This is a genomic window from Cyclobacterium amurskyense, from assembly GCF_001050135.1.
GTDB lineage: Bacteria > Bacteroidota > Bacteroidia > Cytophagales > Cyclobacteriaceae > Cyclobacterium > Cyclobacterium amurskyense.
On record NZ_CP012040.1, the window covers coordinates 4,854,408 to 4,878,860 of the forward strand.

Below are 24,453 nucleotides of genomic sequence, written 5' to 3' on the forward strand. Positions count from 1 at the left end.
ATGAATTGGCTTTCTTACCATTTACAATGAATACTTGAGTTGTTCGATATGCAGAGCTTTTGCCTTTAATTCACCATCAATATAAAGCATAAGCCCTTTTCCCTTTTGATATTTTTTACCTGTCCTATCCCATATCACGGTAAGTTCCCTACCTCTGTAATTGACCTTGTCCAGACAAAACCAATCCCAGGTTTCAGGAACTAGGGCATTTACCTCAATAGAATTGTCCAACCCCAATTTAAGACCTAAAAAGTCAGCAATAACCAAATCACAAAATCCAGAATGGTTATAATCTTTTCCCCTTTCTTCCCCTCCCTTTGCTTGGGACCAAGTTCTATTTTCCCAGGTTTTGAGTCGGGTTCTCGATATCCAATCTCCAGTAAAAGGATTTAAGTTTTCATCTATCCATTTTTGTTGCTTTCCATCCTCATCAATTATAACATGGCTTTTAGCATACTGCAACAATAGCTGATAGTAATCTTCTTTAGAAACATTCCCCTGATGGGAATAATTGTTTAACAAATTAGAAAGTCCTTTGAGCGTTTGTGTGGTGGCATAAGGCCATGAAGGACCGTTCCATTGGCATTCATGGCCGGTATAGTTTATTTCGAAAAAAGGATGAGACCGCTCACAAACAGTCAAACCATAGGGTGCATAAAAGCCCTTAGTGTCCATAAGCTTGTTCCATGCTATTGAATAGTTGATCCGGTCATCAGGTAGATTGAAATACCAGGGTGTGTAGCCAATAAGCTCTCTGACGTTTATGGGTTTACTTGCTTCGGAATAAGCTCTTGGAAGTACCGTGAAAAAGTCAAGCTCCTCGTTCCACAAACGTTGCTGTATCTCTTGCTTTATCAATTGTGCTTTTGCATCAAAATCCTGAGCCAATGATTGCTTTTTGGTGAGTTTGGCCAAAGTGGCAATGGCTCTCGCATCACCAAACATATAGCTGTTCATACTAGGCCTAATTGCTTCCATTCCGCCAATAGGTTTTCCTCCGTTGAGGATTCTTCCACTTACAGAAACTTCCATACCCTCCAGGCCATCCAATTGCCAAAAAAGCATTTTATTGCTGTCCAGTCTCGTCTGTTCCCATTCCTTGTAATTGTCAACCAATAAATCCAATTGACTGGCAATTAAGGAATCATTTCTATGTACTTTTTGAAAAGCAAGTATTGCATCAGCGACCCAAAATCCATATTTACGGATGCCATCACCTGATTTATTAAGCCAGAAATCTATATAGTCAGCTATATATATTGGGTCTCTAAGCCATCTACCTTCATAAATATGATGTCCTGCCGGGCAATTTATAGTATTGTGTTTTCCCGACCATGGGACTTTTGGTAGAAACTCTGTGATGACAAAGCCATCTTCCGATTGCTTGATGTGTTTTCTAAACGTCCACCATCGGAAATAGTAGATTTCTTCTATTTCCTTATCAGGTATTTCTATTATAGGGATATTCTGTGAGAGAAAAGCAAAAGCGGAGTCATTGGGCAGGTATTGCTTGTATAACTCATTGTCATTTTCGTTAAATGCTTCAATGTATTCGTAAAAATAGCTGGCCTCCAATACTTTAAATGGATCAGGTTCTTTACAGCCCATCAGTAGTATAAAAAGGCCAAAAAGGATAATTAGAGGGATTCTCTTCATAGGAAATTGCACTTCATATTACGGAAGTTTTTTCTTTGGCTTGTTTTGCTATATATGTGGAAGGGTCAATATAAGGTAAAATGCAATTCCTTCCTAAATTGAAAAAGCCCTTTAAATTCAAAATAAGGGCTTTTTCAATATATGCTCGTTTATAAGTTGGGTCCAGGAATTTAAATCCCCAAAGTCATCATGTTTTTAACTTTATGGTAAGTAAGGCAAGCTTTAATGCATTCTTTCAATTCAGCTTCGGGTATTTTTTGGTCGAGTGGAAATATTATAGCACGATTTCCTTCAAAGTAGAATTGATGGTTGAAGACCAATTTGAACGTGGAGATCAATCTGCTGGTACATTGGAAATACATGGCATATTGATTTGCTGTCTTTTCTTTCCAGTCCATTCTCAGTGTACTGCCTTTTTCCGTAATGTAACTTGGTTCTCCCCATTTTAAAGTTTCCTCCAATTTAGTAAGGCCCTCAATTTCTTCTGCTGTCTCGATAACCAATTGCCGCAGGTATAGCATTTTTGGTCTCACGAAATCTGGATAATTGGCGAAAACATTCTCTACCTTCGGGTTTGTTACTAATTCCATTGGCGCCATACAATTATTGATTTACACCTATGTAAATATCCACCTCAGCAGTTGATGGGTTTTGTGCTTTTTGGCCATAAATTTCAAAGTCCGCTAAATAAGTTCTATTCAAGTCCATCTCGAATATTTTTGACCAATGCTTAACAATTAATCCCTGCATCAAATCTCCTTTAGTACTGGTTTTTACATAGCTTCCTCCATCAAAGGATCTTCCAACCATTCCTTCAGGAATCTTGTCCAAGCTACTTACTTTACATCCAAGTATTGTCGTATAGGGTTTAGTATGGTCATCTTCGTAATCTGTGTACAAAGAATAAATGTCCTGTGTAATTTTATTAGGGATCATAGCTAATGTGTTTTCAGCCATAAACTTCCCCCAGAGATCGGCAATGTCTTTCGTAGCCTGACCATTTTCATTGGTCGTTCTTATGGATAATCCTATGATTTTAAATGGTTCAATTTTTACGGTTTGCATATTTTTCATTTTTGATTCCTTGCAAATGTAATTTAGACTTGTGTCATAGGTATGTCAGGGGTGCTTTGGTATTTTTCTCTGCACTGTTCTAGGTATTGTTGCAAGCTCATGTTGTGTGGGCTGAAATGCTCTTCCATTATTTCCATATTTTGGATACAGTCCAACCTAAAGGATCTGAAATCCTTCCTTAACCTGCAAAATGCAATAAGTACCCAATTGTCATTTGTGGTATACAAGGCGAATGGTTCAATTTCCCTTTGACTTACTTGTTGGTCTAAAGAGAGATAATTAATATTTACCAATTGATAATTGGCAATGGTAGATTGGAGTTGAATTAGGTAAGAGCTGGTTTTTTCATGTTCACTATTATTGCGTACTTGAATTCTGCTACTCAGTAGTTCCGTCTTTTCTTTTTGCGTGGATTTTAAAACTGCCTTGATTTTTGTGATGGCACTTTCGAACTGTTCGGTCAAAGAAAGGTCTTTGTTTTTTCTTACCAGTTGTTCCGCTGTGATGAGGGCATTGGCTTCTTCTTGGGTAAATAAAACTGGAGGTATTTTATAACCTTCCATGATAGAATAACCTTTTCCTTCTTCCGTGACAATAGGGATTCCAGATTTTTCAAGGGTTCGGATATCTCGATAAATTGTCCTTATGCTTACCTGATGTTTATCAGCTATTTCCTTTGCCGTTACTATCTTTCTGGCTTGTAATTGAGTCAGCATTGCCGTCAATCTTGCCAATCTTGGTTTGTCTTCTGCCATTGTGGTTGGTTTTGCTTAACAAGTAGATTGCGATTTATGCTATTCGTAAAGGGTAAATATAATCAAAAGAACTTATCAGTTTATTAGGGGATTTTGCTATTAAAAGGATTACAGCTATATAATAACCTTCAAGTTAAATAATTTACCACCTGATTGTGGCATGAAGAATGTTAGCTTCTAGGCTTAACCTCTCCTGTTTTACTATTTTGGTTGATTAGGAAAGCAAATTTTATTTGAACCTTATCCTTCTGAAGGATAATAATTTAAATATATTTAAGTAAAAATTAGAATAGTATATTCACCACCAAATAAATTCCAAGTATGAAATGGCAAGGTAGACGTCAAAGTTCAAATGTCGATGACCGTAGAGGGCAGTCTGGCCCCAGTAGGGGTTTTGGTGGCTTTAGTCCCATGCTGATGGGCCCCTTGATCAAAATTCTTTTTTCAAAAGTGGGCTTGGTCATTGCAGGTTTATTTATTGTTGTTTCTTTTATTACCGGTAATAATCCTTTGACTTTACTCAGTGGTTTAATTTCCGGAAATGGCAGTCAGCAAGTTTCCTCATCTGCCTACCAAGGTACTGATGAGGAAAATGAACTGGCAGATTTTAGTGCGACAATCTTGGCAAGTACGGAAGATGTTTGGAATGAGATATTGGACAATTACCGTGAACCCACTCTTGTCTTGTTTACGGGCTCGGTTTCTTCGGCATGTGGCTCTGCCTCTAGTGCTACAGGTCCTTTTTACTGTCCAGGTGACGAGAAGTTATACATCGATTTAAGTTTTTTCCACGATATGGAGCAAAAGTTAAATGCTCCGGGAGACTTTGCCCAAGCCTATGTAATAGCACATGAAGTAGGGCATCATGTGCAGAAATTAATGGGGCTTACGGATAAGGTTCACAAACTTAGGGGACAAGTTAGTGAGACAGAATACAATAAATACTCTGTGATGTTAGAATTACAAGCCGATTTTTTTGCCGGAGTGTGGGCAAATCGTTCGGAGAGTAGGATGAGTATGATGGAGGAAGGAGACCTGGAAGAGGCATTGAATGCAGCCAATGCCATCGGAGATGATCGATTGCAAAAGCAATCCTCGGGAAGGGTAGTGCCCGATTCCTTCACCCATGGCACCTCTGAACAAAGGGTAAGGTGGTTCAAAAAAGGTTTTGAAACTGGAGATATTGCACAAGGAGATACCTTTAATGCGAAGTCACTTTAAGAAGAACCAAATGAATTTAGGGGGATAAAAGAAAGTTTAAATTCTTTTATCCCTAATTATTCCCAATAGCTTATTTCAATTAAAACCTGTATTCAATTACACCTTTAATGAAAAATGGAGTGCCTGGAGTAAAGTGTATTTCTTCTACGGCTGTTGTTTCATTTTGCAACCTTGATTCTGTAGCAAATTGGGTTTCATTCCATTCGGTGTTTAGAAGGTTTTGAATTTGTATACCGAAGTTTAAACTTTTCAATTTGTAGCCCATGTTTAGATCTACCACTGTATAACCTTCTGCTACAATCGAATTGTCTTCATTGGCAGGCCTGTCTTTGATATGCCGTATATTTGCCCCGCCATAAATACCTGATTTATGAATGGCACTTAGTCCGCTTTCTATTATGAAATCAGGGGCTAAAGGAATATAATCATTTCCAATTTCCTCTTCCATTGACCTGGCATGTGTATAGTTGGTGTCAAAATTCCAGAACAGCCATTTCAATGGCTGATAGCGGATACTTAAATCAATTCCTTGTCTTCGGGTTTTTCCACTTGGTTCCACTATGCCAGCGTCTCCTACATAAACAAATTCCTGTTCTAAGAACAAGTACCAGTAGGCAGTATTTACCAATAACTTAGGGACAGGTTTCCAAACAAGTCCAGCATCCAAGCCGTAAGCTGCAGGTAGGGTTTCCTTTCCGTTTTGAGCAAGGATTACCCGGGTGTCATTTGAATGAAAACCTTTGCCTCCTTTTAGGTACAATTGAAGGTTTTGTGTATAATCATATAAAACATTCAACTTTGGACTGACAATGGTCTTAGAGGAGGTCTGGGTTAGATAGGTAGTTTGTAAAGCATCATTGTATTGAAAATCAAAGTAGTCAAGCCTAATAGAGGGGTTAATCGTCCACTTTTTATAATAAAAGTTAGTGTTGATATAAGTACCTAAATTGGTTTCAATAATATTTCCAAATTGGATCTGTGCAAGGGTCTGCCTACGATTTAACGTATGAGACAGCTCATTGTTATTGCTTTGGTCATTTCTTAGATTAACACCAGCCTGTAGTGTCGCCTCCACTTCATTAAATGAAAATGAGCGATAATATTCACTATTTAAACCATAGATGTTCCGACTTTCCTTTTGTTTAATTTGATCTCCATTGATTTCATCTTCAAGAAAGAAGGTGAAATTCGAATACAACTCAAAATCATATTTACTGTAAAATACGCTGCTTTTTATAAACGATTGTTCATCTATAAATTTTTCATAATTGACCATGACATTGGTTCTACCAGTATTGCCTCCCTCAGTATCATCAATGGCACCAAAGCGACTAATCATTCCCAGGTCAACAGCTCTTTGTGGGATTTGACCAGAAGCATCCCATTTGCTTGTTAAATGAGAGAAGGTAACTCCCAGCTTATCTAAAGGGGTAATATTTCCAGTATATTTTCCAAACAAGTTAATTCTATTGAAATTCTGAGGGCTTTCAAATGGACCATCCGTACTAATGTATTCAGTGGCAATATAGGCATCGTGCTTTTTATTGTTTAAAACATCGAACATGCCCAAAATACGGTTGGTGCTAAACTGCCCCTTCTCTATTTTTATGGAACTGTGATCAAGATTTCTCTTTGTTTTAAAATTCACATAGCCCGCAGTAGCGAAATTTCCCTTGTCTGCATAATATGGTCCTTTGCCAAAATCAATTTTATCAACTGTTTCAGGAATAACAAAGTGCAGATCTGCATAGCCCTGACCATGTGCATGGGAGACCATATTGACAGGCAAACCATCTACTGTTATTCCAATATCAGTGCCATGGTCTATGTCAAAACCCCTTAAAAATATTTGCTCGGCCTTTCCACCTCCAGCATGTTGCCCAATGAAAAGCCCTGGCACCTGTCTTAAAATATCTTGGGAAGAGTTAACCGGATTGGTTTGTAAGTCTATGGCTGTAATAAGGTTTAAGGCATTTGTTTTTGGTGAAATTACCACGCCTTCCAAGGAGATGGATTTTTCCTCAAGTAGAATAACTAGGGGAGAAGTTAACGATTCAATAGTTACATTTTTCACCTCAAACCCTATGTGAGACAGTTTAAGTGTGTCTCCAAGGGAAATGTTTTGCAGTAGAAATTTACCATTTTCATCACTATGGGTATGGTCTTTAGTGGCTAGGTTCAGTATTTGAGCATCAGAAATTAGCTCTTTTTTACCGTTGATTACAGTTCCTTCTATAGTCTGTCCAAAAAGATTGGTATGTATTAGGAGGAAAAAAAAGGCAGTAAATATTCGATTCATTAGACAGTATTTATTTTAGATGATGAACGGAGTTGTATTTTTTAATAGGAACTTGGTAGGTTAAGTAACTTATACCAAAATAAACTTGATCAGGCCATGGTACTCATTCTTTATCCTGTATAATTAGTTACTGAAGCAAAGATAAGCGCATTCCTTTTTTTTCCATGAATTGCAATTAAAATTATCTTATGCTATAAGTTACATGTGAAAAATGAGTTTCGGGATACTGGAAATGACATAGTATTCATTGAAAAATTGAAGACCTGTTCAGCCTGAATTAGGGATGAAATAAATAGGGGAGGAGTTGATTTTGGGATTTAGAAAGTGTTTGAATCAGAAATAGAGAAAGTTAATTTATTGCTACATTGGATTAAAATTATAAACCAAGAGACTAGTCCAACTATTGTTGATTATATAATGGGACTTACCATCTCTTTTTGATCCACGTTTGTTTTTCATCCTCCGTGAGAAATGTCCAAGCTACTATTCGGCTAGATTTATTATTTGTTCCCAAGGGGATCATTTTCACCTGATTTGCACCAACTTGTTCTAATAATTTATAAATCCTTTTAAGGTTTGACTCTTTGGAAACCAATGTTGAAAACCAAAAACAGTTTTTAGAAGACTTTTTGCTTTCGCTAATCATTTTCTGAATAAATCTGGCTTCTCCACCATCATAAATAAGCTCATGGCTTATTCCTGAAAAATTGAGAGTAGGTGTTTTTACCTTTTTACCCGATAGGTTCTTAATTTTTCTCCGTGTTCCTTTTTGAGCCTCTTCAATCGAAGCATGAAAAGGGGGATTACTTATTGTTAAATCGATTCTGTCGTTGGGGTTAATTATGCCTTTAAAAATAGATTCAGGTTCTTTTTGCAAACGACATTCAATTTTACCTTTTAAGGAGGGATTTGTTTGTACAATGTGCTGGGCCGATGCAATTGATTTTGGATCAATATCAGACCCAATAAATTTCCATCCATAGTTTGTCACTCCAATAATTGGATAAATACAACTTGCCCCTATGCCGATATCAAGACAAGTGAATTTGTCTCCAGTTGGGATCTTGTTAGCATTGTTTTCAGCTAATAGATCAGCAATGTAATGGAGGTAGTCTGCTCTTCCAGGTATTGGAGGACATAAATTTTCTTGAGGAAATTCCCAGTGTTTTATCCCATAATAGTGATGAAGTATCGCTTGGTTTAAAAGTTTAACAGCAAGGGGGTTTGTAAAATCAATAGAGGCTTCCCCGGATTTGCTGGGTTTTATGTGATTTTTTAATGCCGGGATAGCGGCTGATAAGGCATTCAAATCATATTTTTCTCGGTTTTTGTTGCGTGGATGTAGCCTTGCTTTCTCTTGTTTTGGTTTTTCTGAAGACATGTTTTATTGTGTTTTTAAGTTTCTTATCCCTTCATATACAACAATAGCTACTGCATTGGCCAAGTTTAAACTCCGGATATGTGGACTGTAAATGGGTATATTATATACTAAATCACTGTTTTCTTTTACTATTTTTTCGGGCAAACCGGTGGATTCTTTACCGAATACAAGAAACATGTCTTCCTTATAATCAATTGAACAGTAATCTTGTGTCCCATGACTTGAGAAGTAAGCAAATTGTTTGCCTTTGTTCTTTGCATAAAAGTCCTCAATACTCTCATAAATAAAGAGAGAAATATGCTTCCAATAATCCAGTCCTGCTCTTTTTAATCTTTTGTCACTTAATTCAAAGCCAAAGGGTTTTACAAGGTGTAGTGTTGAACCCGAACCTAAACTTAATCGGCCAATATTTCCTGTATTCGTGGGTATCTCTGGTTCAATTAATACAATATTTAATCCCATTATTTTTAGTTAAACTATTTGAAGCTAAAGGTTATAAGGTTTACCGCCTACCTTGGAGAATGACATTCAATTTTTTTATTATGCTAGCCTGCTACCTTGAACAAATAACCTTATCCATCAAAAATAGGGCTATCGTTTCTATAAAACCTTAAAACTATAAAAAAATACTAGGCAGTTATGAAAATGAAAAGGAGCAATCAACAAGCCTAGTTAAATATTTAACCGTTCCAGAATTTGAACCATTTCCACCACCTGGTTTATCTCTAAATGCAGAGGGTTATTGCCTTTGTGTTTAAGTAGTATGGCATTTTCTATTTCGTTGAATTCAATGAACAATTCCGATGAATCCATTTTCCAACTGAAGGTATTTAGATTTTCTAGGTACAATTGCTTTACATAGGGTGTTTTTGTGTAATTTTCATTCTCCCATATTTGCTGCGAAAGCCTTGTTAAGAGTTGAATGAGATCTTGGGTATCAGAATAAGCCAATTGGCAATGATCCCCATTTTCATAATCTAGTTGCAAGCTGATTCTATATTCACAGCTTTTAATGACAATGTTTCCTTTTTTGAGGAACAAATTAAAAAGTTGGTTTTCCATTTATTTTAGCCCTTGAGGCGTCCACATCTTTAAAAACTTGAATTTCTTGGGGTATTCTTCTCTTGGACAAAATGCCAGGCAAACCTCTTGGTTATCTAAGGCTGACTCTGTTAACAAAACATGATCGGACTCCTTTTTCAAGCGCGCAAATTCATCTTCATTAACTATGCAAACCACTTTTTTAAATATTCCATTAATCCATTTGATCATCTGTTCATTTTCTTCAAATTTTTTGTAGCAGGCCAAAGAAGCATGGGCAGTAATGACTGGGATTAATTTATCTGGAATGCTGTCTTTTACGACAATGTACATTTTCATAAATGGGAATGTCAAGTGGGGTCAACAGCTACCCTTATGGGCAATGGCTTATAAATTAGATGAGGTCTTGAGAAACATTTTATAAATTAATTTCAATTTAAGTAAAATAGTTTGAATGAAACCGAATCAACTCCAATTCATAAAGTTAAACACGAAATATCAATGTCGTTTAGTTAAGGTTTATAAGTTATAAAATTACTGGGTCTGGCAGTATACCTTTTTATTCTAGGAACTGACCTGTTGGGCCGTATTATTTCAAGTTGAAGCAACAGTTTGAAAGCATAATCAGATATTTTTCCAATGATTTTGTCCATTCCTTGTTTGAGTTGATCAATTATAGATTTGGTTTTACGATACGCCTGGGTTCTGTTGATCTGATAAGTGTTTTTCCGTTTTTTATTACAGTAGTCAATCCCTTTTTTGGTAAGTGTTTTACTGAGAATGTTGCTCAAGTTGGCCCTGAGAATGATTCTATTAAAATCCTGGAGAACGGCCCTGGCCGTCTTTCCGCTCAGGTTTTCAAGTTCCGCCCTAGTTTTGAGTAGCTTGAAAGACTCTTCAACAGGCCATCTTTTCCTGTAGAGCTCACGTATTTCCTTGACAGGGTACTTCTTATGGTCAACTAGGTTGGTTATCAATATATGGTCTTCTCCTGATGCAATCGGTACCCGTACGAGCCTTAACTTGAGTGCCTCAGTAGAAATATTCCTTTCCCTACACCTGTTTAAGGCCTCTTTGGAAGGGGACACCTCTATGATCTGCTGTTTTTTGGTAGATGCTAAAAATGCCTTTGCATGTTTCCATCTGTTTGCCTTTACCCTGATGACAAAGGATTTCTGTTGCTGAACCAATGAGGACATGAGCCAAAAGGCCGCATAAGCCCTATCCATTATAAGCAGGTCGCCCGGCCCTAGACAGGGAAGATGACTTTCACACAGAGCAAGTTCACTTGTCCTGTAATGTTTGATCTTGGCATCTATACTGATTTGGTTGAGTACATCGTAGGCTTGGGAAACACGGGCTAACACTACTTTTCTCCCGTTTTCAGTCCGGGTTTCGAAATGGCCAAAACCTTTTGCCAATTCTTTGCTGTAAGGAAGCTGCAAAGTACTGCCGTCGATACCTATAAGCCGAAAACCTTTCCATTTACGGATATGGCTGGCTTTATTATAATAAAAAGAACATTGTTGTTCATTGAGCCATGTAAACACCTTGGGGTTTAGTTTGGATCGTTGCTGACTGAATGCTCCTTTGGAATAGCTGACCGATTTGTCGGAAAAAAAATTATCAAGTTCTTGCTGAACACTCGATTTACCCAGGCCCAACATGAAGTAGATAAGATCTGTAAAACCCAAACACCGCTGACGAACAAACGCTGTGTTAGTCGTACGGAACCTATCGCGTGTTAATCCATTTTCTATATTGTTTTTTAATAGTTTTAAAAAGTCCTTCGAAAAGGAAAAGGACTTGATTGTTGTTAGATTATTTTCAAAAAAACTACGCTCCCTTTTCTTTCCTAAAAATAATAAAAATTCCTTAACTAAACGACATTGCCCGAAATATGCAATAGACTATCTATTACGTGCTGAAATCGCTTCAAAATCAGCCACTTCGTTGCTGTTTTCATTTTCACCATAGCGGTGCTATGCTAAAATCTCCAAACAGCCTGATTTTCTTGCGATTGCAACACTTCCCGTAAACACGGGACAGGCTTCACCCCTGACTATTGTCAGGACGGAGAAATCCTATTACATAATCCGGGTTAAAAAAGTAAAGGTTTTTAGCTAACTCAGGCCGGATTTTAGCCTCCAATTGCAGGATTAATGTCCCTGATTGTTGATAATGGATTAAGCGTGTATTCCGTTTTGTTATAATTGGGGATTGGCTACTTTGCTTTTAACTGATCAATTGCATAGTACAAGCGATTCTGCGCCCCTTCTTGAGAACCGAATATGGTGCGAGATAATTTACCCTCTTTGGTGATTAAAACCCATTGAGGGGTGCCGGATGACTCAAACTGATCATAAACGGCTCTTCCATTGTCTAGAAAAATTGGAAAAGGAAGCGCATCAACCGTAAAAATACTTTTTATATCACTTTCAGATGCCTGACTAGAGTTGAAGCTTGTATGAATTCCGACAACTTGTATCTCCTCATTCTCTTTTTGTAATTCATAGGCCAGAGGAATTGCTCTTCCAGTACAGCCCAAACATTGGTTGTTATAAATAATGGCCAAAAGTGGTTTACCCTTATATTTTTTAATCAGATCAACTGAATTGTTGTTGAAATCGCGAACAAGAATTGATTCAACCAAATCATTTTCATTAATCATGGTACTCCCTATTTATATTTAAATCCGCAATCTGAGGTCTTGAAAAATGTACGGCAAAATGTTGATAGGGTTATGGTTTATGTCATGGGATATGGCCTTTTTATTGAAAACTCAAATTTACCCTAGAAATACCTTCGAACTCTTTTTAGCTTATTCCCTTATCCTGTTCAGGTATTCTTTGGTTTTTTCTGGGAATTCAATGGGTTCGTATTCATAATCAGTTTTCCATTTAAATTCAAAAATAGTAAACCCGTCAAAGCATTCTTTAGGTTGTAATTCAAATGCTTTCATTACCATTAAGAATCGATCGATACCACCATATGGGAAGTTATCAGTCTCATATTCTATGATCCCAAAATGTTCATTTTGCTTTTCAAGCCTGGTAAGGTATACCTCAAAATCAAATTCTAAGTAATTAAATATTGACAGCGCTTTTTGAATGCCCAATACCCCTAATTTGTCGTTGTCTACTCCTAGGTATTTCTCTAGAAAATCATTGGCATAGTCAGGGATTATTGACTTGTATCTTTCGTCAGCAGGGTCTTCATCCAATGAGTCAATTAATTTTTTATAAGCTTCATCTGTTTCCTTTTTTGATAAATTGTCCCAATCAATAATAGTAGGCTCAGGTTCCTCAAACTTGAAACCGGGTTGCCTGACATTATCCATATGTTCGTACAATTTTTGAAAATCCTCAAACTTTGTACTGTCTTTAATGTCGAATTTGATGTATAGCATTCAATGAAAAAATTTATTTTTTTAGATTTCTTTTAGACATGTCTTGTTTGAATATTCCCTCTAATAGCTTGTAAAGTTCAGGGTGTTTTCGCTTAAGTAATTTTGGTCTTTCAAAAAAGTACTCACTTACAACGGAAAAGAACTCAGCCCGATTGGTCCCTCCGTAGGGGTTGATGTCAGATTTTCCTTCATGAATTTCTTCGATCTTTTTACTGATAAAATCCAGCCATGGTATTGCATATTGCTTTTCCATTAGCAAAGCCGGAATACCATCTACTGTCCCATCTACCTTGTCTATTAGATGTACAAACTCATGGATGGCAGTGTTTTTTTTGTCTGTTTCATTTTGAAAGCCAAGTCTTAGGGCTTTCTGAGACAATATCATTACACCTTCCATAGGACCATTCCCGACCATTCCTGAAACCCTTCTTTCTTCACCTTCTGTTTCAAACTTTTCGTTGAACAAAGTCGGGTAAATCAAAACCTCATAGAGATTGATGTACTTCCAGTCTTCAAACCCAAAGATTGGAATTATGGCACTGGCTGCAACTAATATTTTATCCGTTTCATCTACATTGGTCTTTACGCCCGTGATCTTGCAATTTAATAGAAACTCTTGAATTTTGAGCTCAAAGCGCTTCTTTTCATCATCAGACAGTGACTTATAATAAGGTATATTGTTGTTCAATATTGTTCGCCATTCTGTAGGGAATGGTTCACTTGGCTTAATCCAAACTTTGTTCTTTTTTCGCTTCCAGGTATAAATAAAGAAGCCAATTATTATTGAAATGAATAGCAATGAAAAAACTGTCATAAGGAAATAATACTATTAGAAATCCTAAAAGTGTTTCTTGGCAATGTCTTCGTTTTTGGTATAAATAAATTTGGCAACTGAAGCCCACCTAAATAATGCCCAGTTGCCAAATAGAAAAGTTAAGAGTATCGTTTTAATGGTTTACCTGATCTGACCACGTAGCAATCCACCTCCATGTTGCACAGAATGGATATTGACATATAAAGGATCATTTTTTAAGGCGGTAAGCTCTGCGTCGGTTAAAGTTAGGCTTTTGGTTATGCCAAGTTGGGCATTGTCTGTAAAGCCTAGGTTTACCAGTACCCCTCCATTTACCTCTGCTGATCCATTGTGGATATGACCTGCCGTGATCGCATCTGTAGCGTCCAAGTCATTCACTACGGCGCTATAGTACAAAGTTGTACCTATTACTCTCAAATAAGCAGCGCCTGATTCATTTCTATCAGTTATAGCAGGCACTTCATTGGCAGGGGATAAAGCTACATTGAAAGCATTGTCTATGGTTTGATCTATTTGCCCTCTAACCAAGCCCGAACCTTTATCTGTTGAATGTACATTGACATATACATCACTGCCTTTTAAAGTAGCTATTTCACTGTCACTTAATGTAATTGTTCCAGTAGCCGTGTTCCCTGAAAAGGCGATTTCCGTACCGTCTACCAAGGTAATGGCTACACTTCCTGCTGTAACAACATCTCCTGTATGAACATGGGCCATGGTCAATGCATCTGTTGCCAAAAGATTGTTTATTGTAATAGTGAATTCCAAAGAATTGTCATCAAACAAGTTCATTTTGATATTTCCCGTTTCATCCCTTCCTTCTACCATTGGGATAGAATATGCATTGTCCAGATCGATATCAAAGGTTTGAACACTTACTTTTGCAGGGGGATCGGCTTCATCCTCTTCACAGCTGAAAGTCAATAGGGCACATAGGCCAAGCATTAATAATAAATTTTTACGTATCATAGTTAAATAGTTATAAGGGTTTGGTCTACTCCATTTTATAGTCCTTTTTCGACAGGTTCAGACTTGACTTTTTTTCCTTTATTCAGTGAATTTTTTCTTATGACAACGGAACACGCTATTGTGGCCTGTCGTTTTATTACTGCTTCAATATAAGTTTAAAAACTGACCGTTACAAAATAACTTATTCACAATGCCGACCTTTTTAGGTATCTATAAAATAGCAAATTTTGAAATTTTAATTGATCATCATAAGTTGTTATATATCAAACTGCTTAGGTAAGAGAAAGGTTGTGATAAATACAGGTCAGAACTATTTTTTTCCTTCAACCCGGATTATGTAATAGGATTTCTCCGTCCTGACAATAGTCACGGTTGAAGCCTGTCCCGTGTTTACGGGAAGTGTTGCAATCGCGAGACAATCAGGCTATTTGGAGACTGAGTCATAGCATTGCTATGGTGAAGTCGAAAATAGCGACTAAGAGGCTGATTTTGAAGCGATTTCAGCACGTAATAGATTGTCTATTGCATATTTCGGGTTCAACTGTAGCTCAATTTTATAAGAAATTGTGACGATATAGCTTGCACTCTAAGGGCTTACTACTAGCTTTTGTTGGTAGATGATGGTTTGCTCATTGCTAACACTTAAAAGGTAAAGGCCTTTAGAAAGATTGTCTATTGGAATGTTGAGCTTTTCCTCTGTGGTTTTATTCCAATCAAAATGACTGAGTAAATGTCCGTTCATATTGTGAATATAGACACTTCCTTTTCCAATTATGGTGTTGATTTCTAATTGTACATCTCCTTTGGCAGGATTTGGAAATATACGGATATCATCTTCTGAACCGGTAAAGAATTCTTCTTCTTTGTGCCGATTATTATAAATTTGTTGCAAGCTTTTTAAGCTAGATTTTATGTTGTTATTTTTTACCTCACTACCTATCAAGGCAATCCCGGATATGCTGGCATTATTTTCTTTAGCCGTCATTTGTAAGCTTAATATCCCATCATCGACCACTATGTTTTCAAAGGATAACAGCATAGGATAATTTTTGTTTTCTTCAAAAATATCAAAGTTGCTTTTTATGGTTTCACCCTCTAAGGTAATGTCAAAAACCCTTTTTCCAGCCGAAGGAGCACCTCCTTCATGCCCAAACCAAAGTTCATTGTGCATGGTAAAGACGGTATAGGTACCATTGGGGACAGGAAAGTTGTAGACCAGGTTTTTTCCATTTCTTTCTGTTTGGAACATGGGTTCTGCTTCCAGTTCTGCATTTTCAAAACGACCCGATCCTTCATTATAATGGCTATCAGTGGCTGTCTCCGCCAGGTAAGTAATTCCAATTAATTCTGCATCCGTTTCTCCACCAGTGTTTAAGAAGTAAGTGTAATCTGAAATTGGTGGGCCGGCTGCTTTTTCCCGAATAATGGATAGTCCGGAAATCGAGGCATTGTTGGCACTTGCAAGCATTTTAAGGTTTAAAACCCCATCAATTATTTCTATTGATTCGAAGGTATGGGTTACGGGCTCATTATTGCTCTCGGTAAATAGATCAAAATCTTTCTTGACCACCTTATCCTCAATTAAGATGTCAAAAACCCTGTTTCCTGCTTTGGCCGCTGGCCCTCCTTTACCAAAATATAGCTCGTTGTGGTATGTTTTTATAGTATAGGTTCCATTTTCAATAGGTATTTGAAACTCCAGCAAGGAGGCATACCTTTCGGATTGGAAAATCTTCTCATTGCTTGCTGAGGTATTGGTGTTGAAATTTGAGTTGCTAATGAATTCATTATTGATTTTACCGAAATTAATTTCATTGAATTCAATACTGCCATCTTCCCAAGTATGGTAGTGCAAGTCTTCTAAATTCTCATTGGCCTTGCTTTTCTCAGACAATTTAAAAAGTGTAAGAGATCCGTAAGGAGGGATAGTTACCTTACCTGAAAACTGCTCTAATTTCGCATTAACATAAGTTCCTGATAAAGTAATGGTTTTATTGCTATTTGAAGGGTTTACTTCAAATAACATAACTTCGTCAGGATTGACCACAGAGGCTTCGGCTTCTACAAACTCTAAATCATCCAGCCAATAAGTCATGTTTTTCTCAGAAGAACTGATCATTAAAGAAACTTCATTCTCATCCTGATAGGGAGATATAAGTACTTCATAGGTATTGACCTCCTTGTCGATATTAAAGGTAGAAATTGGCGACAATCTCTCCCATGGACTATCCGTAAACCTTAGGTTAAAAGCAAGAGGGCCCTCTTTATTCGCATAAGCCTTCACTGACAGCAAATAGGTCTTGTCTTTTTTTAAGGCACCCAAATTTAGTTTTACCGAACTGGATGCAGAACTTGTGACTTTAAGCGCTCCTCCAGTCATTTTACTATCGTCCTCCCAAGTAGATTGGCAATCGTTGCAGGATAAACCTGTTATATTTCGCTCGAAGGTAGTATTAGGGTACAAGCTGTTTCCTATTTTCTTGCGAACGGTATACCTTGAAAAGTCAATGGAATTGCTGGTGGAATTTCGGTCTTTAGCATGTTTTGCTGACCAATGACTAAGGTCATCTACTGCACTTTCTACTACTCCGTTTTTTGTATATTGGTGATTGATACTGTATTCATCGCTTAAGGGTCTGAAAAAGTAATTGTTGTCAAAATCAGCCATCAAAGAAATGTCGTTTTTATGGGTCTTGATCCCATAAGAATATTGATCAGCAAGCTTAGTGAAAAATTGGTTGTTTTCGATGTCTATATTTCTTGTGTCCTGACCAATACTACTATTTCCCAAGGTGATGGAATATTGGTTGTTGAAAAATGAATTGTTACTTACATAGATGGTGTTTCCATTGGCTATTTTTAGCCCACTATTCGTGGTATTGCCAACAGTATTGCCGATGATCGATATATTGTTTGAATTATCATCCAGAAAGATACCTTCTACCAATACCTTGTATTCGACTCCTCTTTTAGGGACACCAGTTGTTTTGCCAATGCCATTTACGACAATGTTTCCTTCTATTTTTCTACCGGTATAAGCCTGGTATTCTACCCCTCCAAAGGTGTAAATTCCACCTCCATCACTTTTTATCAAACAGTAGGTGTCAATGAAATTATTCTTAACCACCGTATGATTACCACTAAACTGAATGCCATTGAAGCCTGTATTTATTACTGAATTGTTCTGAACCAAAATCTTTTCACCACTTGCGAAGATTCCAATTCCTGCAGCATCATCATTTAGGGTTCTTCCAATAACCATAGCAGTGTTGCTAACTTCATTATCGCGGACTATCGCCCGGTCATTTCCATATTTTAAGTACATGCCATTGTTATAGGAATGCCGAACAATATTGCCTTCTATGATGAGGTCTGAAACTCCCCGGGAATGGATGCCATCTTCTCCGGAAAATTCAATTTCAGAATCACTTATAACAATGTTATCCCCACCTTCCAAATGAAGGTTGTTCCCATTGGCACCTTTAAATTGAATATTTTCAACCCTAACATAACTTTCTCTATAGTCTTTGGTCAATAAGTTGTCCAAGGTACTTACTTTCACTTTCAATGTAGAAGGGTTCACATTTCCCAAATACACACTTATTTTTTTTGTTGAAGGGTTAAAATACCATTCCCCAAATGAATCCAGTGTACTTATATGGTTTGAAATGAAGAAACCATAACCTTCCTGTGCTTTGTAATTACTAATACCTCCATTATAATGAATTTGTTGGCCAGTTTGTGATGTGATATTGTACCTGTTTATTACCCAATCCTTGGTCCTGATTATTACATCTGCTCCTTTCCAATCATGGGTACTGATTAATTGATCACTCTGGATCATATTGGTTCTTACCTTATCAATGGTCAGGTATCCATCATTTTGTATGTCTGCATTGGGATACCTACCCATTTCATGGATTTCCTCATTGATCAAAAGGACCTTAACTGCGTCTGAATTGACTGGAGCAGTACTTTCATAAATACCATTTCCTTTTGCTTTCCATGCTTTGATTTCTTGGAAAGAAGTAATTATAGGCTTTAAGCCTGTTCCATAGGCACCAATTATTACTGGTGAAGTAGGGGAGCCTGAAGCTTTAATGTGCAGTGTTCCATAAAAGGTTTCTCCTCTTTTGAATAAAATGGAATCTCCAGGCTTTATAATATCGAACTGGGAATTGATCTTCTCAATGGTTTTCCATGGAGTAGCTGGATTTTGAGCCTCCTCTATACTGCGATTGTCATCTCCCTTTTCATTGGACAAATAATAATTGTTGGCAAATCCATCAGAAATAGATATTGCCATCACAATAAATGTGTAAATGGGTAAAAATAGAAATTTCATACTATTAAAAATTGAAACACACATCTTTTATTTTTTAAGCTATTAAAAAAAGATGCCTTATTTTATATACGTAAAAAAGCTGTTAAAAAAATTATACTTATAGTTTCTAACCTTTATTAAATTTTAATATTGATTTATTAACAAATATATAAATTTATTTTACCTATATGAAAACTGGGGTTTCAATAATTAAAAATACTTTCCAATGACTTATAGCTATCTGGTCTTTAGTTTGGTTTTATTAATTTACAATTGAACGTGGTAATGTATTGTATGTAATTTGGCTTGTAATACCTTCTTTATTCCAAGCCTTTCTTTTCTGGGTTCCAAAAAGGTTTTGTTTTGATTTGACGGGTTTCCCATCCCAACTCATTTCTGAAAAATTTTGTCAATGCCACACATATTCTACTATCTCCAGCGATATAAACTATCTTTTTTCCCATTAGCTTAGGGGCTATTTCTTTTACCTTGGCAATGATCTCATCACTAGGGTTTTGAGGCAGTTCATAAAAATCAAAGGGTAAACTGCCATCTACGTCAGGGAACAAATCACTTTTTTGCTGACTGTACAATATACTTGCCACTTGCTTGTCCTTACCTATGTTTCTGTGGATCATATATAGGTGGGAGAGGGCAGAAAGATCACCTACCATCAGGTAACTGTCTGCAGTGTCATCGGCCAAGAACTTGCCCTTTTTCCACTTGAAATAGACCGAATCGCCCACTTGAGCATCCTTCACCCATTTCGCACCAATACCATTACTGTGAGTGGCAATGGCTACATCCACAAAACCTTCTGTCTGATTGATGTTCCAGACACTGTAGCTTCGCATTTTGTCTTTCATCGACAGTTGTTCCTGGCCTATACCTATGCCCATCCTCAAGAAGGATCCGGGAATAAAATTGGCTTTGCTAATCCCCTCATTTTGCAAGCGAATTTTATAGAGGCTTTTTGAAAGGGCTACTTTCTCTATGAGGATGGCTTCCTCCAGAACTACTGTTTTTAGAATGTTTTCTATGATGCTCATTTCTTTATTTTCTTGGGTGGTTTTGTTGGTAGTTTTCTATCATGGCCAAAGGAGAGGGGTGCTGTTGTCCTGTCGCTTTTTCATAGTCTGAAGGTACATCGTTGGCCCCATCTTTTATGCCTTCATAAATTCCTGCAATGATGGTGCCTATAAAGTCACCCAAAGCCGCCTGCCGTTCCTTTTTATACTCCTCTACAGGCACGGCCGTGTATTTTAAATTGGTCTTGTAAACATGGTTAATAGCTGTAGCCAATTGGCTTTGTGTAATGGCTTCTCCTACCAGATTGTAGGTATTACCTTTGTGCTTGTCATCCAAAAGCATTTGTGCATAGGCAAAACCCAAGGCTTCTCTGCTGGTATAGCCACACTTACCATTACCGGCACAGTTTCTTATTTCCCCTTCCTTCACATAGGTATCAATGTATTCCAGATCGGGTTCTATATAAATGCCATTTCTTCCTATGACCCAGTCAAGCCCGGATTTACGCACATCTTCTTCGGTTTGGCGATTGCTTTGCACCACAGGGCTAAATGCCGTATTGACTTCGTCTCCTACTATGCTGGTATATACTATTTTTTTCACACCGTTTTGTTTGGCAGCTTCGATTACATTTCGGTGTTGCTGAATCCTTTTTGAGGGTTCGTCCATTCCCGAAACGAGCAAGACCTTGTCAACCCCTTTTAGGGCTTGGTCAAAATCTTCTCGCTTGGTATAATCTCCCTTTCTAACTTCCACACCCAGGTGTTTGGCCTTTTCGGTAGTCCTTGCGATGGCGATTACATTTTCTTTTCCAATTTCCTTTACAAGTGCTTTGACAATGGCTGCACCCAATTGTCCGCTAGCTGATGTTACTGCAATTTTCATAGTTATCAATGGTTTATGCTTTGCTTAATTTTAATCTATTCGCAATGATCTTTTCTTTTACGACTGGAATTCTAATGACAAAACCCAAGCCCACTACCACTGCATAGACCAACCAGGTTTTTTCCAGTAGGGCAACGTGTAGCAAGCTCAAGATTATGGCTACATAAGAATAACTTTGCAGCTTTTTCCATGTTGCTTTGAGTAGTTTCATTGATTTCCTGTTGGAAGTCAGTAGGAGAGGGATTAGAATTAAAACAGCTATAAAACCTGCAATGTAATTGACCTGGGTGAAGGTTTCCGCAAAACCTTCTGCCCAAATAAACAGAACAAAATGCACCAAACTCCAAACCGCCGTAGCAATGCCCATGGCTTGTCTTACAAATAGGTTGGTGATCCCAAAGAGGATAAAAAACGGGGTGCAGGTGAGCACTGCCGTTATCCAACGGATGGCAAATTCACCTGAAACATGGTACAACATCTCCAAAGTGGTTCTGTCTTCTCCCACTGCATTTTCCACAAGTGAGATGGTAAGACCATTTTGCCAATCTATTTGGATCATTTTAGCCAATACAAGCATCGGTAATGCCGCCAATAGGGCAACAATCATCCAACCGTAATTCCGTTTCAAAAATTTCATGGTGTTTTTTAATAATAAGTAGCCTTAATGTCTTGATCATCGACTTAGAGCCACCTAATGCTCAACGTTCTTCTTGACTTATCGTTCTGTATTTTTCTCTAATTCGTAAGAATAGGAAAGATAATAATTTCTAGCAGGGGCATTTACTTGTTTTGCAGCCAAAGCCCTTAACAGTTTTATTTTAATCTCAGTGACTTTTGATTTTTCGTAGCCCGTTTCAAGTAAGTAGTCCGACAATTGCAGGCCCCATTGGTTATTGCCCTCCTTCAAAGCTTGGTTAACTTGCTCAAATAACTTATCGGCACCTCCTGCAAGGGCTATCATGTTATTGGCCTCCTCTGAAGCAGAGAGTGGGTTGAGGTTTGTAGGATTTCCATCAAACCAACCTACATAGTGAAGAAATATGGAACGTACTCCCCATGGCACGGAACCATAAAACTCCTGTAAGTTGGCTTTGTTCTTTAGGCTATCGGCCAGTATAACACTGTCTACGGTTTGTTGCAGGGTGTATCCTTTGTTCATGGCGGCGATGGTTTGTTGGTAGACACTTGTTATCGCTGTTGCGTAATTTGTGAGGTTGCTGTGAACCTCTGCTTTTCCTGAAACTGGTCGGGTATGGCCAGGTACAAGGTTCTCCACCGGATAGGTACTCATTTTCTGTATTGCCTCCCCCCAAGATTTGACATCTCTGTATTGGGAACCTCGAATGGCATATAGATTGGGAAAGGATTTGTAGTAATTGTCTCCCGTAAATAAGGTCTTCAGCCCAGGTATCCAAACAAATAGCGCATCATTTGTTTCTCCATCAGCAGCGTAAAGTTCGAAATTCAAACCTGCAAGGTTAATTAACAAGGAATCGGTAAATGTGGTATTTGGCGCAAGGTAGCCTTCTCCAACTCTATCCGCCGAAGTGCTTCCAGGGCCTACACCTCTATTGATGACCACCTCAGCTGGTAAATCCCGTCCAAATTGCCTTCCGTTTCTTATTCTTAGTATAGGTTCTACAGGAGAATGTTCTTGCAGTTCTTTCTTGAATCCCGCTCTGCCTATGATTTTAACGTTTTTGCTATCACCTACAAAAGCAGCTGTTCCTCCAGTATGGTCCTCATGTCCATGCGTGTATATCACGGCCTTTACAGGTTTGGAGCTGATTTCCCGGAACTTTTCCGCCACTTTTTCTGCAGCTCCCAAGGCCCGAAGGGCATCTATTATCACCACTCCTTGTTCGCCAACTACCATAGAAGCATTCGAGCCATCATAGCCCACGGCCACATACACGTTTTCATTCAACTGAATGATATCCGGTATAAATTCATCACTTTGCTTTTTCAATTTGGTGATATTGGGATGTTCTTGTTCCACGTCCTGTTCCTGAAGGGAGTTTTCATCAGTGGAATTTTGACATGCCTGCAAAATCAGTATACCCATTACGAGCAGACCAAATATTAGTGCGCTGCTGTATGTTTTTGGAATTTTGTTTGTTTTATTTTTTCTAGTTTTCATGGCTCTGACGTTTAATGCGATCTAATTCTTGCCTCAATTGTGTAAACTCGGGCTTAATTTTTAGCGTTCTTATTAATAGTAAAACCTTCTCATTCTAAACAGTTTGATGGCTGGCTTTCTCTTCCTCTTTATATATTTTTGAACGAGGTTCACAAAAGGGACACTTAGCTATTACCCATAATTTATTTTTTACAAAGTTCCGCAAACAGCCTTCCCCATAAAAGGTAAATCCTTTGTTAAAAATGGTAAATGTGATACCTATAGGCTAAAAAAAGCTCAGGCGACGGTGCGTTCACGGTGGTTGAGCCTGTCGAAACCACGTCATGTATTATTGTGTTTGTTTTCATCGATACCATTGCCTTCGACAGGCTCAGGCGACGGTACGTTCACGGTGGTTGAGCCTGTCGAAACCACGTAATGTATTAACGTGTTTGTTTTCATCGATACCATTGCCTTCGACAAGCTCAGGTGGCGGTACGATTCCGGTGGTTGAGCCTGTCGAAACCACGTAATGTATTAACGTGTTTGTTTTCATTGATACTATTGCCTTCGACAAGCTCAGGCGGCGGTACGATTCCGGTGGTTGAGCCTGTCGAAACCACGTTATGTAATATCGTTTTTGTTTTCATTGATATCATTGCCTTCAACAGGCTCAGGCGGCGGTACGTTCACGGTGGTTGAGCCTGTCGAAACCACGTCATGTAATATCGTACTTGTTTTCATCGATACCGTTGCCTTCGACAAGCTCAGGTGGCGGTACGATTCCGGTGGTTGAGCCTGTCGAAACCACGTTATGTAATATCGTTTTTGTTTTCATTGATATCATTGCCTTCAACAGGCTCAGGCGGCGGTACGTTCACGGTGGTTGAGCCTGTCGAAACCACGTCATGTAATATCGTACTTGTTTTCATCGATACCGTTGCCTTCGACAAGCTCAGGTGGCGGTACGATTCCGGTGGTTGAGCCTGTCGAAACCACGTCATGTAATATCGTATTTGTTTTCATCGATAGCGTTGCCTTCGACAGGCTCAGGCGACGCGTCAATATCGGTGGTTGAGCCTGTCGAAACCACGTCCCTCGGATACTGTGTGTAATTTTTCGCTAAATGTGGCAATAATTCATGTTTTCCATTAATCAAGGCTTCTTTCTTTTTCCTGCTCCAACCTTGAACCTGTTTTTCTCTATAATAGGCATCATCTATTCTCTGATATTCTTCAGAATAAATCAATTTTACTGGCAATCTCTTCTTTGTGTGATTGGCACCTTCACCATTCTGATGTTGTTCAAGTCTAACATCAAGATTGTTGGTACTTCCTGTATAGTAGGTCCCATCGGCACATTCTAATATGTAGAGCCAACCTTTCATATTTACACATTAAGATTTAATATACAAATACACCTTTGCCTTCGGCAGGCTTACGATTCCGGAGGTTGAGCCTGTCTAAACCACGTTATG

21 protein-coding genes are annotated in these 24,453 nt (G+C 38.1%); 1 reads left to right on the top strand and 20 read right to left on the bottom strand.

The annotated features are described in order from the left end of the window. Window positions 1–21: 21 nt before the first annotated feature. The 4 genes from CA2015_RS19500 to CA2015_RS19515 form a co-directional block, all read right to left on the bottom strand. Window positions 22–1,656, bottom strand: a complete 1,635-nt coding sequence (locus CA2015_RS19500) for an MGH1-like glycoside hydrolase domain-containing protein (RefSeq protein ID WP_053086719.1) — start codon at window positions 1,654–1,656, stop codon at window positions 22–24. A gap of 170 nt (window positions 1,657–1,826) precedes the next feature. Beyond that, window positions 1,827–2,246 carry a DUF1801 domain-containing protein gene (locus tag CA2015_RS19505; protein WP_240477849.1) on the bottom strand — a complete coding sequence of 140 codons (420 nt, stop codon included), beginning with the start codon at window positions 2,244–2,246 and terminating at the stop codon, window positions 1,827–1,829. A gap of 13 nt (window positions 2,247–2,259) precedes the next feature. Then, window positions 2,260–2,721 (bottom strand): GyrI-like domain-containing protein, encoded by a 462-nt coding sequence (locus CA2015_RS19510; RefSeq protein WP_048644642.1) that lies wholly within the window; start codon window positions 2,719–2,721, stop codon window positions 2,260–2,262. Between the two features lie 32 nt (window positions 2,722–2,753). Then, complete coding sequence (locus tag CA2015_RS19515; RefSeq protein WP_048643414.1) at window positions 2,754–3,485, bottom strand: helix-turn-helix transcriptional regulator; 732 nt, start codon at window positions 3,483–3,485, stop codon at window positions 2,754–2,756. A 321-nt stretch (window positions 3,486–3,806) separates the two neighbouring features. Here CA2015_RS19515 and ypfJ point away from each other — a divergent pair, with 321 nt between their 5' ends. Beyond that, entirely contained in the window at window positions 3,807–4,706 is a 900-nt protein-coding gene (gene ypfJ, locus CA2015_RS19520; protein ID WP_048643415.1) for a KPN_02809 family neutral zinc metallopeptidase, read from the top strand. Between the two features lie 79 nt (window positions 4,707–4,785). Here ypfJ and CA2015_RS19525 read toward each other — a convergent pair whose 3' ends face one another. The 16 genes from CA2015_RS19525 to CA2015_RS19600 form a co-directional block, all read right to left on the bottom strand. After that, window positions 4,786–7,005, bottom strand: a complete 2,220-nt coding sequence (locus CA2015_RS19525; protein WP_048643416.1) for a TonB-dependent receptor — start codon at window positions 7,003–7,005, stop codon at window positions 4,786–4,788. A gap of 424 nt (window positions 7,006–7,429) precedes the next feature. Then, complete coding sequence (gene rlmF / locus CA2015_RS19530) at window positions 7,430–8,386, bottom strand: 23S rRNA (adenine(1618)-N(6))-methyltransferase RlmF (protein WP_048643417.1); 957 nt, start codon at window positions 8,384–8,386, stop codon at window positions 7,430–7,432. Window positions 8,387–8,389: 3 nt separating this feature from the next. Next, window positions 8,390–8,848, bottom strand: a complete 459-nt coding sequence (locus CA2015_RS19535; RefSeq protein ID WP_048643418.1) for a tRNA (cytidine(34)-2'-O)-methyltransferase — start codon at window positions 8,846–8,848, stop codon at window positions 8,390–8,392. Window positions 8,849–9,058: 210 nt separating this feature from the next. Next, window positions 9,059–9,448, bottom strand: a complete 390-nt coding sequence (locus tag CA2015_RS19540; protein ID WP_048643419.1) for a hypothetical protein — start codon at window positions 9,446–9,448, stop codon at window positions 9,059–9,061. After that, window positions 9,449–9,766 carry a peptidyl-tRNA hydrolase gene (locus CA2015_RS19545; protein WP_048643420.1) on the bottom strand — a complete coding sequence of 106 codons (318 nt, stop codon included), beginning with the start codon at window positions 9,764–9,766 and terminating at the stop codon, window positions 9,449–9,451. It lies immediately after the preceding gene. Window positions 9,767–9,939: 173 nt separating this feature from the next. After that, on the bottom strand, window positions 9,940–11,334 hold the full coding sequence (locus tag CA2015_RS19550; RefSeq protein WP_084011912.1) for an IS4 family transposase: 1,395 nt from the start codon (window positions 11,332–11,334) through the stop codon (window positions 9,940–9,942). Between the two features lie 317 nt (window positions 11,335–11,651). Continuing rightward, window positions 11,652–12,098 carry a TlpA family protein disulfide reductase gene (locus CA2015_RS19555; protein WP_048643422.1) on the bottom strand — a complete coding sequence of 149 codons (447 nt, stop codon included), beginning with the start codon at window positions 12,096–12,098 and terminating at the stop codon, window positions 11,652–11,654. Window positions 12,099–12,248: 150 nt separating this feature from the next. Then, window positions 12,249–12,836, bottom strand: coding sequence for a hypothetical protein (locus tag CA2015_RS19560; RefSeq protein WP_048643423.1), 588 nt, complete (start codon window positions 12,834–12,836; stop codon window positions 12,249–12,251). Window positions 12,837–12,849: 13 nt separating this feature from the next. Continuing rightward, on the bottom strand, window positions 12,850–13,650 hold the full coding sequence (locus tag CA2015_RS19565) for a M90 family metallopeptidase (protein WP_048643424.1): 801 nt from the start codon (window positions 13,648–13,650) through the stop codon (window positions 12,850–12,852). A 141-nt stretch (window positions 13,651–13,791) separates the two neighbouring features. After that, complete coding sequence (locus CA2015_RS19570; protein ID WP_084011914.1) at window positions 13,792–14,619, bottom strand: CHRD domain-containing protein; 828 nt, start codon at window positions 14,617–14,619, stop codon at window positions 13,792–13,794. Window positions 14,620–15,205: 586 nt separating this feature from the next. Continuing rightward, window positions 15,206–18,964 carry a malectin domain-containing carbohydrate-binding protein gene (locus tag CA2015_RS19575; RefSeq protein WP_048643426.1) on the bottom strand — a complete coding sequence of 1,253 codons (3,759 nt, stop codon included), beginning with the start codon at window positions 18,962–18,964 and terminating at the stop codon, window positions 15,206–15,208. 299 nt (window positions 18,965–19,263) lie between these two features. After that, complete coding sequence (locus CA2015_RS19580; RefSeq protein ID WP_048643427.1) at window positions 19,264–19,992, bottom strand: siderophore-interacting protein; 729 nt, start codon at window positions 19,990–19,992, stop codon at window positions 19,264–19,266. 4 nt (window positions 19,993–19,996) lie between these two features. Further along, window positions 19,997–20,857: an SDR family oxidoreductase gene (locus CA2015_RS19585; protein ID WP_048643428.1), complete on the bottom strand. Its 861-nt coding sequence runs from the start codon at window positions 20,855–20,857 to the stop codon at window positions 19,997–19,999. Between the two features lie 13 nt (window positions 20,858–20,870). Beyond that, window positions 20,871–21,494: a ferric reductase-like transmembrane domain-containing protein gene (locus tag CA2015_RS19590; protein WP_048643429.1), complete on the bottom strand. Its 624-nt coding sequence runs from the start codon at window positions 21,492–21,494 to the stop codon at window positions 20,871–20,873. Window positions 21,495–21,572: 78 nt separating this feature from the next. Beyond that, window positions 21,573–22,997, bottom strand: a complete 1,425-nt coding sequence (locus CA2015_RS19595; RefSeq protein ID WP_240477850.1) for an alkyl/aryl-sulfatase — start codon at window positions 22,995–22,997, stop codon at window positions 21,573–21,575. A gap of 979 nt (window positions 22,998–23,976) precedes the next feature. Next, window positions 23,977–24,363 (bottom strand): GIY-YIG nuclease family protein, encoded by a 387-nt coding sequence (locus CA2015_RS19600; protein ID WP_048643430.1) that lies wholly within the window; start codon window positions 24,361–24,363, stop codon window positions 23,977–23,979. Window positions 24,364–24,453 lie beyond the last annotated feature (90 nt).

Coding starts and splice junctions, on each gene's coding strand:
- CA2015_RS19500 (WP_053086719.1), bottom strand. CDS start 1,656: ATGAAGAGAATCCCTCTAATTATCCTTTTTGGCCTTTTTATACTACTG.
- CA2015_RS19505 (WP_240477849.1), bottom strand. CDS start 2,246: ATGGAATTAGTAACAAACCCGAAGGTAGAGAATGTTTTCGCCAATTAT.
- CA2015_RS19510 (WP_048644642.1), bottom strand. CDS start 2,721: ATGCAAACCGTAAAAATTGAACCATTTAAAATCATAGGATTATCCATA.
- CA2015_RS19515 (WP_048643414.1), bottom strand. CDS start 3,485: ATGGCAGAAGACAAACCAAGATTGGCAAGATTGACGGCAATGCTGACT.
- ypfJ (WP_048643415.1), top strand. CDS start 3,807: ATGAAATGGCAAGGTAGACGTCAAAGTTCAAATGTCGATGACCGTAGA.
- CA2015_RS19525 (WP_048643416.1), bottom strand. CDS start 7,005: ATGAATCGAATATTTACTGCCTTTTTTTTCCTCCTAATACATACCAAT.
- rlmF (WP_048643417.1), bottom strand. CDS start 8,386: ATGTCTTCAGAAAAACCAAAACAAGAGAAAGCAAGGCTACATCCACGC.
- CA2015_RS19535 (WP_048643418.1), bottom strand. CDS start 8,848: ATGGGATTAAATATTGTATTAATTGAACCAGAGATACCCACGAATACA.
- CA2015_RS19540 (WP_048643419.1), bottom strand. CDS start 9,448: ATGGAAAACCAACTTTTTAATTTGTTCCTCAAAAAAGGAAACATTGTC.
- CA2015_RS19545 (WP_048643420.1), bottom strand. CDS start 9,766: ATGAAAATGTACATTGTCGTAAAAGACAGCATTCCAGATAAATTAATC.
- CA2015_RS19555 (WP_048643422.1), bottom strand. CDS start 12,098: ATGATTAATGAAAATGATTTGGTTGAATCAATTCTTGTTCGCGATTTC.
- CA2015_RS19560 (WP_048643423.1), bottom strand. CDS start 12,836: ATGCTATACATCAAATTCGACATTAAAGACAGTACAAAGTTTGAGGAT.
- CA2015_RS19565 (WP_048643424.1), bottom strand. CDS start 13,650: ATGACAGTTTTTTCATTGCTATTCATTTCAATAATAATTGGCTTCTTT.
- CA2015_RS19570 (WP_084011914.1), bottom strand. CDS start 14,619: ATGATACGTAAAAATTTATTATTAATGCTTGGCCTATGTGCCCTATTG.
- CA2015_RS19575 (WP_048643426.1), bottom strand. CDS start 18,964: ATGAAATTTCTATTTTTACCCATTTACACATTTATTGTGATGGCAATA.
- CA2015_RS19580 (WP_048643427.1), bottom strand. CDS start 19,992: ATGAGCATCATAGAAAACATTCTAAAAACAGTAGTTCTGGAGGAAGCC.
- CA2015_RS19585 (WP_048643428.1), bottom strand. CDS start 20,857: ATGAAAATTGCAGTAACATCAGCTAGCGGACAATTGGGTGCAGCCATT.
- CA2015_RS19590 (WP_048643429.1), bottom strand. CDS start 21,494: ATGAAATTTTTGAAACGGAATTACGGTTGGATGATTGTTGCCCTATTG.
- CA2015_RS19595 (WP_240477850.1), bottom strand. CDS start 22,997: ATGAAAACTAGAAAAAATAAAACAAACAAAATTCCAAAAACATACAGC.
- CA2015_RS19600 (WP_048643430.1), bottom strand. CDS start 24,363: ATGAAAGGTTGGCTCTACATATTAGAATGTGCCGATGGGACCTACTAT.